Raw genomic sequence first — 14,461 nt, 5'->3', positions numbered from 1 at the left:
GTTAAAATATGTACAGCAACATCACGCCTATTCATGAACATAAAAAATACTGGGCAGAGTGCTTTGGTAGCGCGCCATTTTTGCCAACCAGTAAGAAAGAAATGGATGCATTAGGCTGGGATAGCTGTGACATCATCATTGTCACTGGTGATGCGTATGTTGATCACCCAAGTTTCGGCATGGCGATTATTGGACGATTATTAGAAGCTCAAGGTTTTAGAGTAGGCATTATTGCTCAGCCAGAGTGGAACAATAAAGATGCCTTCATGAAACTCGGTAAGCCTAACCTCTTCTTTGGCATTACCGCCGGTAACATGGATTCCATGATTAACCGCTATACCGCAGACAAAAAGCTGCGCCATGATGACGCATACACACCAAACAACGAAGGTGGTAAACGCCCAGATCGTGCTACGCTTGTCTATTCACAGCGCTGTCGTGAAGCCTACAAGGGTGTGCCAATCGTATTAGGCGGCATTGAAGCGAGTTTGCGTCGTGTTGCTCACTATGATTATTGGTCTGATAAAGTCCGTCGTTCAGTCCTATTCGATGCGAAAGCCGACATTCTTCTATTTGGTAACGCAGAGCGTGCACTAGTGGAAGTTGCACATCGCCTTGCCGATGGAGAAGACATTTCAAGCCTGACCCACATCCGAGGTACTGCGGTAAACTTACCTGCTGAGCCTGAAGGTTACACTGTGATTGACTCTTCACGTATTGAGAAGCCAAGTAAGGCGTCCTTCGTTGCGATTAACCCATACGAAGTCGAAACTCAATGCGACACGAAAAAAGAGCAGCCAGAACCAGAAGCGAAACCGATTACCATTCGCCCGTCACGTCACGATGCGAAAACAACCGCGGTAAGGCTGCCACCGTTTGAGAAACTCAATAACGACCGAATTCTTTACGCTCACGCAAGTCGTATCATGCACCTAGAAACAAACCCATATTCTGGTCGTGCACTGATTCAACGCCATGGTGACCGTGAATTGTGGGTAAACCAAGCGCCGATTCCACTTTCAACGGAAGAAATGGACTATGTGTTTGGCCTGCCTTACGCACGTGTCCCACACCCTAGCTATGGCAAAGCCAAAATCCCAGCTTACGACATGATCAAGACATCGGTTAACATCATGCGTGGCTGTTTCGGTGGCTGTTCGTTCTGTTCTATTACAGAGCATGAAGGACGTATTATTCAAAACCGTTCTAAAGAATCGATTCTAGGCGAACTGGAAGAAATCCGAGATAAAGTACCTGGTTTTACCGGAACAATCTCTGACTTAGGTGGCCCTACCGCCAACATGTATCGCCTTGGCTGTAATGATCCAAAAGCCGAAGCTAACTGCCGTAGGCCATCTTGTGTATTCCCAGGCATCTGTAACAAGCTTAACACTGACCACAAACATACCATCGACCTGTACCGCGAAGCGCGTAAAGTCAAAGGTATCAAAAAGGTCATGATCGCTTCTGGTGTTCGCTATGACCTTGCTATCGAATCTCCAGAATATGTTCGTGAACTTGTCACTCATCACGTTGGCGGCTACTTAAAGATAGCGCCAGAGCATACTGAAAAAGGGCCTCTCGACCTAATGATGAAGCCGGGTATGGGTACATACGACCGCTTTAAAGAGATGTTCGAGAAGTACAGCCAAGAAGCAGGTAAAAAACAGTACTTAATTCCTTACTTCATCTCTGCTCACCCAGGCACTGAAGATGAAGACATGCTCAACCTTGCGCTGTGGTTGAAGAAGAACAACTTCGAGTGTGACCAAGTACAGAACTTCTACCCATCGCCAATGTGTAACGCGACATCGATGTACTATTCAGAGACCAACCCTCTGAAGCGAGTGAAGTATAAGAAGCGTGAAGACATTCCAGTCGCGAAAGGCGAGCGTCAACGCCGCTTGCATAAAGCACTGCTGCGCTATCATGATCCGGATAACTGGAAAATCATTCGTGAAGCACTGACCGACATGGGTAAAAAGCACCTGATCGGTGATAAGCCGGGTTGTTTAGTACCTGCGGAAGATCTAGACGCAAGAACACCAGCACAGCGCAGAAAATCGGGTCGCCATGGTGCTAACCGTTTTGCTACTAAACACACCAAAAACCAACCAGGCTTTGGCGGTGACAAGCAAAGCAGAGGTGGCTCAGGTAAACCGGGCTCAAAGCCAAATGGGAACTCTAAACCTAATGGCAGTTCAAAACCAAATGGGAAAGGTGGCAAGCCTCAGGGTGGGCAACGTGGAAATGGTGGCAATGTTAACTCGCGAAACCAAAGTACTAACCAAGCGGGTAAGCCTACGGGAAATCGTAAGCCAAAACGACGATAAGCCTATCGCTTAACAAGCGAATGACTTGAGCTTAAATTGAAAGCGCTGCCCAATGGCAGCGCTTCTAGTTTCTATTTGTAGGTCTTAGTCAATTTTTTGTTCGTTGCGTGCCTTTTCACCTAAATGCTGCTGAATCGCTTGAGTGCGCATCTCGATCTCTCGTAGCTGTTCAAGTACTTCTTCTTCAGACCAATAGCCCTCGCCCTGCTCTACCTTCTGGATGCTTTCCAGCAGCATGGTCATCGACTCCATAACCCCAAGTTGGCACTGAAGATTTTTTTCGCTCACCTGATGCAATGCAAGCATACGTTCACAAGTTGAATTTAGGCTATCAATATCTTGCTGTAGCTGTTCAACATCAATCGTATCCTGTTGTAAGGTGGCCTTAGCTTGTTCAACATGTTGATTCAAATCTTCATATAATTGCGTCGTTTGATTTACGGATTGGCTGCAGGCTTTATAAGAGAACTTAAGCTGCTCGAGTAACTCCGGTAATATGACGGCGCGTAAATGATGGAACACTTTACTGTGCCCTTCTTGAGATATCTGTTGCTCTAAATAGCAGTATATGGCGAAGCATAGCGCGATGATGAAGGCTGCAGCAATGAAGGCTTTCCAACCAAAACCAAACAAGATCAGCAATACCGCTAACACCGAAAATATCAGTACCAGTGCCAAATGGAATATACCCACAACGCCACCATTTTATTTACAATCTTGTAAATAGCCTAGTAGAAAATGATTGGTCTGCGTTGGATTCTAGAATTAGAAGGCACAAAAAAGCCTAGTAGGTAACCCCACTAGGCTTTGCTGTTAGCTCATCATTTGAAGCATGTTGTTTACGCGTTTGCTTGCTCGAACTCTTTCATGAATTCGACTAGAGCCTGCACCCCTTCAAGCGGCATCGCGTTGTAGATTGATGCACGCATACCACCCACTGCGCGGTGCCCTTTCAAAGCGACCAAACCACGTTGTTCAGCTTGTTCTAAGAATGCTCCATCAAGTTCAGGCTTAGCAAGTTGGAACGGCACATTCATAAGTGAACGGTTATCCGCATGCACGCCGTTTTTATAAAAGTCCGAACCATCAATATGGTTGTACAGAATTGCGGCTTTCTCTCGGTTGATTTGTTCAACCGCTTTCACGCCGCCTTGCTGTTTAAGCCATTTGAAAACTAACCCAGACAGGTACCAAGCAAATGTTGGAGGCGTGTTAAACATAGAGTCTTTCTCTGCCAACACTTTGTAGCTCAAGAAGCTTGGCAGAAGATCGCTTGCAAGGTCGAGCAGGTCATCACGGACAATCGCAATACAAATACCAGCAGGCCCGATATTTTTCTGAGCGCCCGCATAGATAACACCATACTTAGATACATCAATTTCACGTGACAGAATCGTCGAGGACATGTCTGCTACAATTGGCTTATCCGTATTTGGTAAGTCGTTGATTTCAATGCCGTCGATGGTTTCATTAGGGCAAAAGTGAACGTAAGCAGAATCAGCTGCAATCTGCCACTGCGATGCTGGAACAACTGCCGTTTTGCCGTCTTTCTCGGTTTTCGCAACAAATACGTCCGTTTCACAGTATTTCTTCGCTTCTTTTACTGCGCTCTCAGCCCAGTAACCAGCATCGATATACGTCGCTTTAGCACTATCGCCTAATAGGTTAAGAGGCACTGCCGCAAATTGTGCGCGTGCACCGCCCTGACAAAACAGTACCTTGTAATTTTCTGGGATATTAAGCAGGTCACGTAGATCTTGCTCTGCTTCTTCTGCAACTTGGATAAATGGCTTGCTGCGATGGCTGATTTCCATCACTGAGGTACCTAGATTATTCCAATTAACCAACTCAGATTGCGCTTTTGCCATCACTGCTTTTGGCAGCCCAGCTGGACCAGCACTAAAATTGAACACATTGTCCGTATTCGGCTCCATGAGGTTCCTTGCTCCTGCTTAAATAAAAATTTGTACTCTAGTGTGATTAATACCACTTTTTTCACAGGATAAAAAGCAAGAAAAGAGGTCTTTCGACCTCTTTTCTTTCGCTAACTAGGCTTATGATCAACTATTGCTGGAACACCACCGGCAGTAACAGAGCTGCAACTGGTATCTCTTGTCCACTTGCAAACACCAAGTTTCCATCTTTTAGGTCTGCGTTTATCTCGTAACCTTCATTGGTTTGACTGATCATTTCCATGATAATCGCTTCATCAACGCCCTGCTTAATAAACGGGTAATCAGCCACAATTTGGTTGGAGAAGTAAGTGTTCAATTTGCCCGTCAACGATGGCAGGATTTTCGCCGGATTTTGAGCGATGTTGTCCGTTCCTTCTGGCACGCTAACCTTCCACTTTGATTCAAAATCACCCTCACCGACCTTAAGCGCCATTTTGTTCATCGATAGGTAAAAGCCTTTGGCGAATAGAGTCTCGATATAAGGAATCGCTTTTTGAATCTCTGTTTCAGTCAAAACCGGGCTTTCTTGATACAAAGCGACTAACTGCTCAAACGACTGGCTATCAACATCTCCAAGCGAGAAGTCCAACTGAAAATCGTTAATAGCCCCTTCTGGAGTCAGTAGAGACTCCATCGTTACGATATGATTGCTGTTCAAGCGACCTTGCTCTTTATTAAGGTCTGAGCTGAACTGATACTCACTTTTGTTCATTGAAAACGCTTGGCTTCCATCAACGCCACGAATAGAGAACTCACCAAGGCTGATACTCTGCTTACCAAGCCAAAATCCTTTTTCTTGTTTACCTTCACCGTTACCGTCTACGTCGGCAATAGTAATCTTTTCGCCCGTTGCAAAGTCGAGCTCAACCGAAGGGAGGTCAACCACATAGCTGAGCTGTCCAAGAACCGTTACGCTTCCTGAAATAGACGCTGGAGAGGTAGAAATAGTGACACTGTCTTCACCTTGAGTTTGGTGATGCCAGCTTGCAAGGTTCACGACATAATCTGTATTACCGTTAAGCTGAGTCGTCGTTTCTACCGAAAGCGGAAAATCCACATCTTGCAAAGTCGAAAGTGCCGTTAGGCTAGCAAGTCCATGGCTCACATCACTGTTTACAATGAACTCCGTTGGAAGACCATCTGCAATGAATTGTGCTTTTAGACTCTCATCGACAATGCTGTAGCGGGTTTGAACTTGAGAGGAGAGATAACCACGATCATAGCTGATGATCTCCGCTGCAACCGCATCGTTATCGACATGGTTAATCGCATCTGTAATCACGTTTTCGCCGATCTGCCCTACCGCAAGAGGCCAACATAAAACGAGTGCAACTGCACCCCCAATCGCACCTAACTTCTTCAGTTGATTCATATTATTTTGATTTCCAACGTATCTATATTCGAAAGACTCTTCGCTTGTTTCGCTACGACATAGCAAATAATGAACAATGAGCAAAACATTGAGTTAAATCAGAGTATTGCCTTTATTTGCCGGAAGAGCAAATTTCTAGTACTTAGCTCCCAATACCCAAATAGTATTATTGGTACAGTTCAAGCAATGTGACCCTGTTTGAGAGTGAGTTTGTGAATCCGTTTGTTTTACTGTGCCTAGACAATAACCCAGTAAGTGTTGAGCAACTAAGGGGCGAGCTTAGCCCTTTTGCCGCTAAGTTTGATGTTCATACGGCTGAGTCTATCGAGGAAGCTCACTATACGCTCGAATTCTGTGAACAACGGCAGCAAACGGTCGCTTTGGTTATTGCCAGCCACCACGAACAGTTCAACGGCGCAGACTTTCTGATTCAGCTGGATAAATCTAAGCACACCCAGCAGGCGCGCAAAATTCTGATAAGTTGTGGCCAAGACATTCAAGCCATTCTATCTGCGGTTAATGAAGGTCGACTCGACCACTGCTTAACCAAACCACTACAAGACAGTTTGGTCTATAAAACAGCCAAGAAAGAGCTCACTACTTTCGTCCTAAAACACGACAGCGAAAATTTGTTGTCTTACAGCCAGGTATTAGAACAGCAACGACTGCTACGCTCGCACATAGAAGATAAGATGCGCAGCTATCAAGAAGGGTTCATTTCCGATCACCACCGTCTGTCCGATTCTGCCTTAGCTCAGCAAGTCATTGACGCACTTCATCAGTTCTTCGAACATCAAGATGAAAACCAAGCCTGCCGAACCTACTCTTCCGATCACCTACTCACTAAAGAAGGTGAAGAGAACCGCTTTCTTTGGTTTATTACCGAAGGTGAAGTGGCGTTGTATAAAAAAGACGACCTGGGGCGACAGCGAGAAGTCGTTCGACACAGCAAAGGAAATATTGTCGGCGGCATGTCTTTCGTTACTGGCGAGACCTCGTTTTCAACCGCCCTAACACTGACTCAAACCAAAGTCATTAAGCTAGACAGGGATGTATTCGCTAAAGTCATGCATTCCAACACTGCTTTACTGCCTCTATTCACCAACCTACTCCTGCGCCACTTTAACCGACGCTTACAGCGCAGTATTAACACTAAGCTCGAGCTACAGAAAACGTTAGAATCGTTAGAAACGGCGCATCAGCAGCTTATTGAGAGAGAAAAGATGGCGATGCTTGGACAGTTGGTCGCCGGTGTGGCTCATGAGCTAAACAACCCTATCTCTGCCATTCTACGTGGTTCAGAAACCCTGACATCAAAAATCACCCAACTGACTGGTGAAGCATCAGACAACGCCTTAGGCGATAAAGGCCAACAGATTTTACAGCAAGCCATGCACTCCAAGCCTAACTCAACGGCTTATGAAAGAGAGCAAGCGAGAAAACTCGAACAAGTAATCCATCATCGGCGACTTGCCAAAAAGCTAGTACGCTTACACTTAAATGACGACGCTGAACTACTGAAGTTAGCAAAAGAGGCGCCAGATAAAGCAACTGAGGTGCTTGAGGCTTATGAAGTCTATCACCTAGCCGGCGCAACCTTACGCTCCATCAACGTCTGCGCCCAACGAATAGCCGATATGGTTAAGAGCCTAAAAGGGTATTCTCGCCAAGACGACGAAGTATTTCGTCTTAGCGACCTTTATGAAGGTATAGAGGACACGTTGGTCATTTTTGAGAACAAACTCAAACGCCACAAGGTAGAGAAGAAATACAGCCAGCTGCCCTTGGTGAACTGCCAGCCGATTGCCCTGCAGCAAGTGTGGACCAACCTAATTTCCAACGCTATTGATGCTCTACCCGAGCAAGGCATTTTAGTAATCGAAACAGAACTTCACACTATTGAACAATCACCATGGGTTTGCGTGAGCTTCGAAGATAACGGATGCGGTATCCCACAAGATCTACAAGAGCAAATTTTCACCCTTAACTTCACCACAAAGAAAGAAGGCAATTTTGGCCTCGGCATTGGTTTGTCGGTTTGCCAACAAATTGTTACTCAACATCATGGAAGAATAGAAGTAGCGTCGGAGCCAAACCAATATACCCGTATGAGTGTTTGGCTTCCGTTAACTACCTCTATGGAAACTATAGGAGAGCGAAATGAATAAATACCTGATTCTATGTGTAGACGACGAGCGTGAAGTGCTCGATAGCGTCATGCAAGACCTCGATTGCTTCGAAGAACACTTCGTATTGGAAGCCGCCGAGTCTGTGAATGAGGCCCGCAATATTATCCTAGAGTACAGAGAAGAAGGCACAGAGCTTGCCCTTATTCTATGTGACCACGTGATGCCCGAGCAAACCGGTATTAGCTTTCTCATCGAATTAAGCCAAGACACGCAGACAGCAAAAAGCAAAAAGGTTCTCCTTACAGGCCAAGCCGGTTTAGATGACACCGTTGAAGCGGTCAACCATGCCAGCTTAGACTTCTACGTCGCTAAACCTTGGTACGGTGAAAAGCTTAGGTCAGACCTAAAAACTCAGCTGACTAGTTACATGATAGAGCATGAGTCAGATCTAATGCCGTGGGCAACCGTGTTAGATACCGAAACAATTTTCAATGCTATCGCACAAAATCGCACCAGCTTTGGTGAGTAATTGGCATTCATGTTGCTTATTTTTTAGCTCGACGACAAAAGAATGACATTTTTTTATAGTGCCTATGACCAAGGATGCATTATGATGTCGTGATAAGTTATGTCATTGCGGTCGCCGTATAAGACAATGGAAATAAACAGGAAATAGGTTCATCGAGACTATGCGCAAAATTATCGTTGCTACAGCTTTAGCAATGGCTTGCTCGCCAGCTTTAGCAAACCCTGATTCGGACAAACCTTCTACAATGAGCAACTTCAGCTACGACTATGCTGAAGCACGATTTGGTATTAGCCCAGTAACGTTTGGTGGTGCTTTTAGCAAATCTATCCACCCTAATGCTCACTTCATCGCTAGAATCGACTCTGAGTTTGAAAGTGATTACGACTCAGCAATCGGTGCAGGCTTCCACGCTCCGATCAACAACTGGGCAGACGTAACTGGCCAAATGATGTACCGCCTACGTGAAGTGGGTGACTCTGGTACGCAATCTGGTGTTGAGTTCAACCTTGGCATTCGCCAATGGCTTGGTCCACAACTTGAAGTGGGTGGCAAAGCAGGTTACCAATCTATCGACGACGATGATGATTGGCTAGCAAGTGCTTACGCTCGTTTCCACGCGACAGAGCTATTCTCTCTAGGTGCTGAAATGCGATTCAACGACACCTACGGTGAACAAGCGATGATCACTGCCCGCTTCAACCTGTAATCAGGATTAGCGAGCAAATAAAAAGCCGAGGTTTAAACCTCGGCTTTTTTGTATCTATCTATTCCCAGTCACATGAGCTGTTTGTATTAGCTTGCTAGTGAATCCAGCTCTAGTGACAACTTGCTAGTAGTTGACGTTTTTTTGGCTCTTGGATTAGCTTCCAGTGAATGCCTTCCACCGCACCAGCAAATTTCCATAGTAGCTTGACGTCAACGTCAGTACCATACGCCTTACGGACCTTAGAGTAGACTTCCGCAGGACCTAAGTTCATGAAACTTTCCACGTCTTCGATGCCGGCTTTCTTCACCATTCTTTCTAGCGTCAGTTGCATATTTGGCAAGTCACGTAGACGACGATTAGCCGTAGACTTTTGGAATTTTCGTTGATCGACTGAAAGTTTAATCGACGACTCTACAATCTCATGTAAAGTCTCACCTTGTTGATGAAAAATTTCAGTAATGTCGTAGTAATTTACAGTTGCTGTAGTTTGCTTTTTCACGTGTCGGTATTTTTCACAGCCTAGATCGTTCAACATTGTATCTAGGTTGTCTCCACCACGGATAAAGATCTTTTCTCCACTGATTAAGGCAAACATTGCCTCACTCTTGAAAAGGCCTACACCACCGAACATTGAGCGCTTTTGGAACTCACCAAATTTGCCCACGTAATCCATAAAAATTTGCTCTGTCATATCCATTGATCCCTGTAATCACATTACCCCGATTATTTATGATCACCAGATAGCAGCAGTTTTTAAGCGATAAACTAAAATTGGATATACGACGAATATTATTTGAATAGAAACTGATGTGTCGTACTTTGTAACTAGAATCATAGTTAACGATGAAAAATAAGTCTGTGCAAACTTCACATCAATTACGTAAAAAATGACTTTTTATGAGACCAGTATCACAGAGCGTCTATTATTTAATCAACACGTTTATAGAACCACACTGAAATTATGGTAATTGATATATCAATAAGTCGGGGTGTGACTTCACCAATAACATACGTAAGTAGTTGCTAATCTAACTAGCTATTCGTTAAACTGTAGACGGAACTGTTTTGGTATTTAATCTATGAATCACTTATCGTTTTACTGGCTTCCAGATAATAAAGAAGCGCTTTTGAAAGGCATAGAAAGCGAATTCTCTCAGCTCGTCTCCCTGTCTGTCAGTTCTGGCCGAATCACTCTTCCGCCCATTTCCGAAGTGGTATTGAAAATTCAAAGGCTATGCACCGAAGAAGGCACTGGTATTGTAGATGTAGCGGATTGTCTGCTTGAAGACCCGGGCCTCGCTGCGGTTGTTATTCGCGTAGCAAACTCGGTGATCTTTAATCGTCGTAATATTACCTGCACAGACTTGTTTACAGCTGTATCTAGGCTCGGCATCCTGCGCGTTCGCGATATCGTCACCGCACAAGCGATAGAGCAGCTCAAACACTCAGTAAGTTTGAGCAAAGAGTGTAATGAACTCTTGGTTAAAAGTGCGGCATGCTCAAGAGAACTCGCCGCAACCATGGTGATGGTCACCAAAGCCTTCCAAGAAGAAAATCCATCTGATTACAGCCACTTAGAAGTTGAAAAGACACTTCTGGTTGGCCTATTAGCCGACATAGGCTTGTTCTGTTTAGTTAGCGAATATCATCAGTATTTAGAGAACGGCAATTACTTATCTCAAGATATCGCGCTGCAAATCTTCGACTCGCAATGTGCAGATACCAGTGAAGTGGTATTAAGTTCTTGGGGCTTCGATGATGACTTTATTCGCGTCGCAGCGAATAAAGCTACATCTAACCTATCAGAGAAAGTCGACTACCTCGATATCGCACGTATCGCGAATCACATCCTATTGTTCCGCCGTCAAGATGACTCTATTGACGAGCACTTTGTTGAAATTGATACTACTGGCGCAGATGTTCTGTACAAACTGTCTAATTTGAGTGATATTGACTTCAAAACGCAGATCAGCGAAGTAATTAGTGCTAGTGGCCTATAAATAGGCCGTATCATAGGATGATTCATGTTCTCAGGGATGATTTTTATCTTTGCCCCACTTGTGGTGGGGTACCTAATTTCTATATCTCAAGAAAAACTTCTTTCGGCCATCAATAAGACCACCTCTTATCTCATCTATGTGATCTTATCGTTGATGGGGCTAAGTTTGGCGGCGCTTGATAATCTCGGCCAAAACTTGCAGCTTATTCTCACCTACACTGCTACGTTTTTTCTTTGCATTAGCTTATGCAATTTGGCGTGCCTCCCGTTTATTGATCGCTTAATGCCAATTATTACCGACGTTAAAAACAGCAAAGTACCGTTATCCAGTATGGCGTTTGAGTCAGCAAAACTGATCTTTGTCGTTGGTGGCGGCCTTATTGCTGGGTTGCTTCTTCCTATTTCTTTAGAATGGGTAGACACCGCCAGCGAATGGATTCTGTTCTTGTTGCTGTTCTTCATTGGTATTCAACTAAGAAACAGCGGGCTAACCCTCAGACAAATCCTGCTAAACAGGCATGGTATGGTTATCGCGCTAGTGATTATCGTTAGCTCTATGGTTGGTGGCGTGTTGTCTGCTGTCGTACTCGATATCGATTTATTCAAAGCACTAGCCATGGCTTCAGGATTTGGATGGTATTCATTGGCGGGCATTCTAATGGGCGACGCCTTTGGCCCTGTCTATGGTGGTGCATCATTTATGATTGAACTGCTTCGCGAATTGGTCGCACTGGTATTAATACCTATGCTCATCAGAACAAAGCCTTGTACATCAATAGGCTACGCTGGTGCAACTGCGATGGACTTCACTCTGCCGGTGATACAAACCACTGGTGGTGTGCGCTGCGTCCCTATCGCTATCGTAAGTGGCTTTATTCTCAGCTTATTGGTACCTGTAATGATGTTGTTCTTTGTCTCTCTTGCTGGCTAGATCGCAGGATTAGGCAATCAATTCGTCTACAATGCACCGCTAAAATTCTTATAAAATACAAATTCAGCCCAAAAAGGATTACCTATGAAACGCTTAATGGTTGCTGCACTGGTCGCACTTACCTCTACTTCTGCTTTTTCCGCCGACAACGAGTGCCTAGCAAAAAAATATGATGCGTACATTGATGCTTCACTCACTTGGTATGCCGACCTTGCATCCCTCACGTCAAGCCAGTACCCAGAACTTACTGAAGTAAGCGAATGGTTCCTTGAAGGACGTAAAAACCATTTCGAACTCAATCGTGTCGCGGTTCACTACTACCTTGATAACGATCCGACTAAAGTTGCCACCGAGCAACCAGTTGAAGCTTGGCTTAAGCTAGACCAACATGACGTCAAAGTGCTTGCGTCTCGTAGCGATGAACTAGGCCAAGCCGCAAAGCTCACCTTTGACGACCGTCAGGCGAAACCACACGACCAAAACTACGAGCTTCGCTCTGCGTTCGCAGAACTACTTAGTCATCCAAAGCAAATAGATGAGGTGCTACAGAAGTACAACAACGCGATCGGTGAACTCGAAGCGATGAAGTGCAAATAGCAGCCACTGATAGGGTGAGTGAGGCCGTAACCTTGTCATTTGCACGGTTGAAAATCATCACTCACTCGTTGCACGGCGTGAATAATGGTTAGAAATTGAAATCTAACTTCAATGAATTAAGACGGGACTTTGCGCCCGTTTTCGTTTAGATTGTGCCGTCCGCGTAATTAAAACTAGAAATACAAAACGTAGCTGTATGGTATCGGAACAGAAAACTGTAGATGTGAGCTTCGATAGTCTACTTCGAATCTTCACAGTACCTGAAGGGCCAGATTCAACACTGACCCAAATAGAAGAAAAGCTTTCGCAAAACCTTAACCAATTTTTGCGTGAGCACATCGTAGCGGAAGAAAAGCCTCTACGTCACATCGAACAAGATTTTTCTGACTCCATCATTCCAGAGCAACCTGAGTTCGTTTCTGATCATACCCAGCACCTGCTCGATACCCTAGTATCGCAGTCGGTTCACACCTCAGCACCTAGTTTTATCGGTCATATGACCTCCGCACTGCCCTACTTTTTAATGCCTCTTTCCAAGATCATGATTGCCCTCAATCAGAACTTGGTCAAAATCGAGACCTCCAAAGCATTTACGCCGTTGGAACGTCAAGTATTAGGCATGCTTCATAGGCTTATCTATAGCGAAAATGATGAGTTTTACTCTCGTTGGATGCACAGCGCTAACCACTCATTAGGTGCATTTTGTTCCGGTGGTACCATCGCTAACATCACTGCTCTTTGGGTAGCGCGCAATAATGCTCTCAAACCTGATGGTGATTTCAAAGGCGTAGAGAAAGAAGGCCTATTCAAAGCCATGAGGCACTATGGCTATGAAGGTTTAGCTATCTTGGTTTCAGAACGTGGCCACTATTCGTTAAAGAAAGCCGCTGACGTCCTTGGTATCGGCCAAGAAGGCCTAGTGCCGGTCAAGACTGACACTAACAACCGAATTTGCCCTGTTGCGCTTCAAGAGAAGATCCAAGAACTAAAAGCACAAAAGATTAAACCTTTTGCAGTGATTGGTGTTGCCGGCACCACTGAGACAGGCAATATCGACCCTCTTGAAGCGATGGCTAAAGTCTGTGAGCAGGAAGCGTGTCATTTCCATGTTGATGCTGCTTGGGGTGGCGCGACCCTGATGTCGAACAACTACCGTCATCTTCTTGCCGGTATTGAGCTAGCCGATTCTGTCACTATCGATGCACACAAACAGCTTTATATCCCAATGGGCGCCGGTATGGTTCTGTTTAAGAATCCAGATGCAATGGCTTCCATTGAGCATCACGCACAGTACATTCTCCGTAAAGGCTCTAAAGACTTAGGCAGCCACACGCTAGAAGGTTCTCGATCAGGCATGGCAATGCTGGTTTACGCTAGCATGCACATCATCAGCCGACCTGGCTACGAATTGCTGATTGACCAAAGCATTGAAAAAGCGAAGTTCTTCGCCTCATTGATCAAGAAGCAATCAGACTTTGAATTGGTGTCCCAGCCAGAACTTTGCTTACTCACTTACCGCTATATTCCAGAGTCAGCTCGCGCCGCGTTAGCCAAAGCAACGCCAGAAAAAGCCCAGTTACTCAATGAGCTTCTAAACGAGCTCACCAAGTTTATTCAGAAACGACAACGTGAAACAGGTAAGTCTTTTGTATCTCGCACAAGGCTAAATCCAGAGAAATGGCATAAGCTCAATACGTTGGTTTTCCGTGTCGTACTTGCGAACCCGCTGACAACGAACGACATCCTGACCAAAGTGCTTGATGAACAGCGAGACATTGCAAAGCAAGCGCCTAATTTGATGGCGTCAATCAAACACCTGTCAGACGAGATATTGGCGTCATAATTCGCAACACTCTTTGGCCAAAAATGAAAATTTATTTCGGTTTGGTGTAACTCAGATGTCAGTAATT

The 14,461-nt window shown here is 45.0% G+C and carries 12 protein-coding genes; 8 read left to right on the top strand and 4 right to left on the bottom strand.

Annotated features, from left to right (window positions below; genetic code table 11):
• The first annotated feature begins 8 nt into the window (after positions 1-8).
• Positions 9-2,333 (top strand): YgiQ family radical SAM protein, encoded by a 2,325-nt coding sequence (locus ACXABW_RS05675; RefSeq protein ID WP_252030411.1) that lies wholly within the window; start codon positions 9-11, stop codon positions 2,331-2,333.
• Positions 2,334-2,417: 84 nt separating this feature from the next.
• Here the strand turns inward: ACXABW_RS05675 and ACXABW_RS05670 are convergent, their stop codons facing one another.
• From ACXABW_RS05670 to ACXABW_RS05660, 3 genes are all read right to left on the bottom strand, one after another.
• Positions 2,418-3,026 carry a hypothetical protein gene (locus tag ACXABW_RS05670; RefSeq protein ID WP_457524453.1) on the bottom strand — a complete coding sequence of 203 codons (609 nt, stop codon included), beginning with the start codon at positions 3,024-3,026 and terminating at the stop codon, positions 2,418-2,420.
• 146 nt (positions 3,027-3,172) lie between these two features.
• Positions 3,173-4,267 carry a 3-phosphoserine/phosphohydroxythreonine transaminase gene (gene serC / locus ACXABW_RS05665; RefSeq protein WP_457524451.1) on the bottom strand — a complete coding sequence of 365 codons (1,095 nt, stop codon included), beginning with the start codon at positions 4,265-4,267 and terminating at the stop codon, positions 3,173-3,175.
• A 130-nt stretch (positions 4,268-4,397) separates the two neighbouring features.
• Positions 4,398-5,660, bottom strand: a complete 1,263-nt coding sequence (locus ACXABW_RS05660; protein ID WP_457524450.1) for a DUF945 family protein — start codon at positions 5,658-5,660, stop codon at positions 4,398-4,400.
• A gap of 212 nt (positions 5,661-5,872) precedes the next feature.
• Here ACXABW_RS05660 and ACXABW_RS05655 point away from each other — a divergent pair, with 212 nt between their 5' ends.
• From ACXABW_RS05655 to ACXABW_RS05645, 3 genes are all read left to right on the top strand, one after another.
• Positions 5,873-7,828, top strand: a complete 1,956-nt coding sequence (locus ACXABW_RS05655) for an ATP-binding protein (protein ID WP_457524448.1) — start codon at positions 5,873-5,875, stop codon at positions 7,826-7,828.
• Complete coding sequence (locus tag ACXABW_RS05650) at positions 7,821-8,318, top strand: response regulator (RefSeq protein WP_457524447.1); 498 nt, start codon at positions 7,821-7,823, stop codon at positions 8,316-8,318. The genes ACXABW_RS05655 and ACXABW_RS05650 overlap by 8 nt, the downstream gene beginning before the upstream one ends.
• A gap of 160 nt (positions 8,319-8,478) precedes the next feature.
• Entirely contained in the window at positions 8,479-9,024 is a 546-nt protein-coding gene (locus ACXABW_RS05645; RefSeq protein WP_457524445.1) for a hypothetical protein, read from the top strand.
• A 109-nt stretch (positions 9,025-9,133) separates the two neighbouring features.
• Here ACXABW_RS05645 and ACXABW_RS05640 read toward each other — a convergent pair whose 3' ends face one another.
• Entirely contained in the window at positions 9,134-9,721 is a 588-nt protein-coding gene (locus tag ACXABW_RS05640; RefSeq protein WP_457524443.1) for a TfoX/Sxy family DNA transformation protein, read from the bottom strand.
• 382 nt (positions 9,722-10,103) lie between these two features.
• Here ACXABW_RS05640 and ACXABW_RS05635 point away from each other — a divergent pair, with 382 nt between their 5' ends.
• From ACXABW_RS05635 to panP, 4 genes are all read left to right on the top strand, one after another.
• Positions 10,104-11,024: an HDOD domain-containing protein gene (locus ACXABW_RS05635; RefSeq protein WP_457524441.1), complete on the top strand. Its 921-nt coding sequence runs from the start codon at positions 10,104-10,106 to the stop codon at positions 11,022-11,024.
• A gap of 24 nt (positions 11,025-11,048) precedes the next feature.
• Entirely contained in the window at positions 11,049-11,954 is a 906-nt protein-coding gene (locus tag ACXABW_RS05630) for a lysine exporter LysO family protein (protein ID WP_457524439.1), read from the top strand.
• An 84-nt stretch (positions 11,955-12,038) separates the two neighbouring features.
• A complete protein-coding gene (locus ACXABW_RS05625) occupies positions 12,039-12,551 on the top strand; it encodes a hypothetical protein (protein ID WP_252030399.1) in 513 nt (170 codons plus the stop codon).
• Positions 12,552-12,747: 196 nt separating this feature from the next.
• The gene (gene panP / locus ACXABW_RS05620) at positions 12,748-14,394 is read left to right on the top strand and encodes a pyridoxal-dependent aspartate 1-decarboxylase PanP (protein WP_457524437.1); all 1,647 of its coding nucleotides are present in this window, start codon (positions 12,748-12,750) and stop codon (positions 14,392-14,394) included.
• Positions 14,395-14,461 lie beyond the last annotated feature (67 nt).

Source organism: Vibrio paucivorans (assembly GCF_054053395.1).
The sequence above is the reverse complement of the archived record's forward strand: the minus strand, read 5'-3'. Positions and strand labels throughout refer to the sequence as shown.

Bases quoted from the DNA above. Each gene is read 5' to 3' on its own strand.
- ACXABW_RS05675 (WP_252030411.1), top strand. From the start codon at position 9: ATGTACAGCAACATCACGCCTATTCATGAACATAAAAAATACTGGGCA.
- serC (WP_457524451.1), bottom strand. From the start codon at position 4,267: ATGGAGCCGAATACGGACAATGTGTTCAATTTTAGTGCTGGTCCAGCT.
- ACXABW_RS05660 (WP_457524450.1), bottom strand. From the start codon at position 5,660: ATGAATCAACTGAAGAAGTTAGGTGCGATTGGGGGTGCAGTTGCACTC.
- ACXABW_RS05650 (WP_457524447.1), top strand. From the start codon at position 7,821: ATGAATAAATACCTGATTCTATGTGTAGACGACGAGCGTGAAGTGCTC.
- ACXABW_RS05645 (WP_457524445.1), top strand. From the start codon at position 8,479: ATGCGCAAAATTATCGTTGCTACAGCTTTAGCAATGGCTTGCTCGCCA.
- ACXABW_RS05640 (WP_457524443.1), bottom strand. From the start codon at position 9,721: ATGGATATGACAGAGCAAATTTTTATGGATTACGTGGGCAAATTTGGT.
- ACXABW_RS05635 (WP_457524441.1), top strand. From the start codon at position 10,104: ATGAATCACTTATCGTTTTACTGGCTTCCAGATAATAAAGAAGCGCTT.
- ACXABW_RS05630 (WP_457524439.1), top strand. From the start codon at position 11,049: ATGTTCTCAGGGATGATTTTTATCTTTGCCCCACTTGTGGTGGGGTAC.
- ACXABW_RS05625 (WP_252030399.1), top strand. From the start codon at position 12,039: ATGAAACGCTTAATGGTTGCTGCACTGGTCGCACTTACCTCTACTTCT.
- panP (WP_457524437.1), top strand. From the start codon at position 12,748: ATGGTATCGGAACAGAAAACTGTAGATGTGAGCTTCGATAGTCTACTT.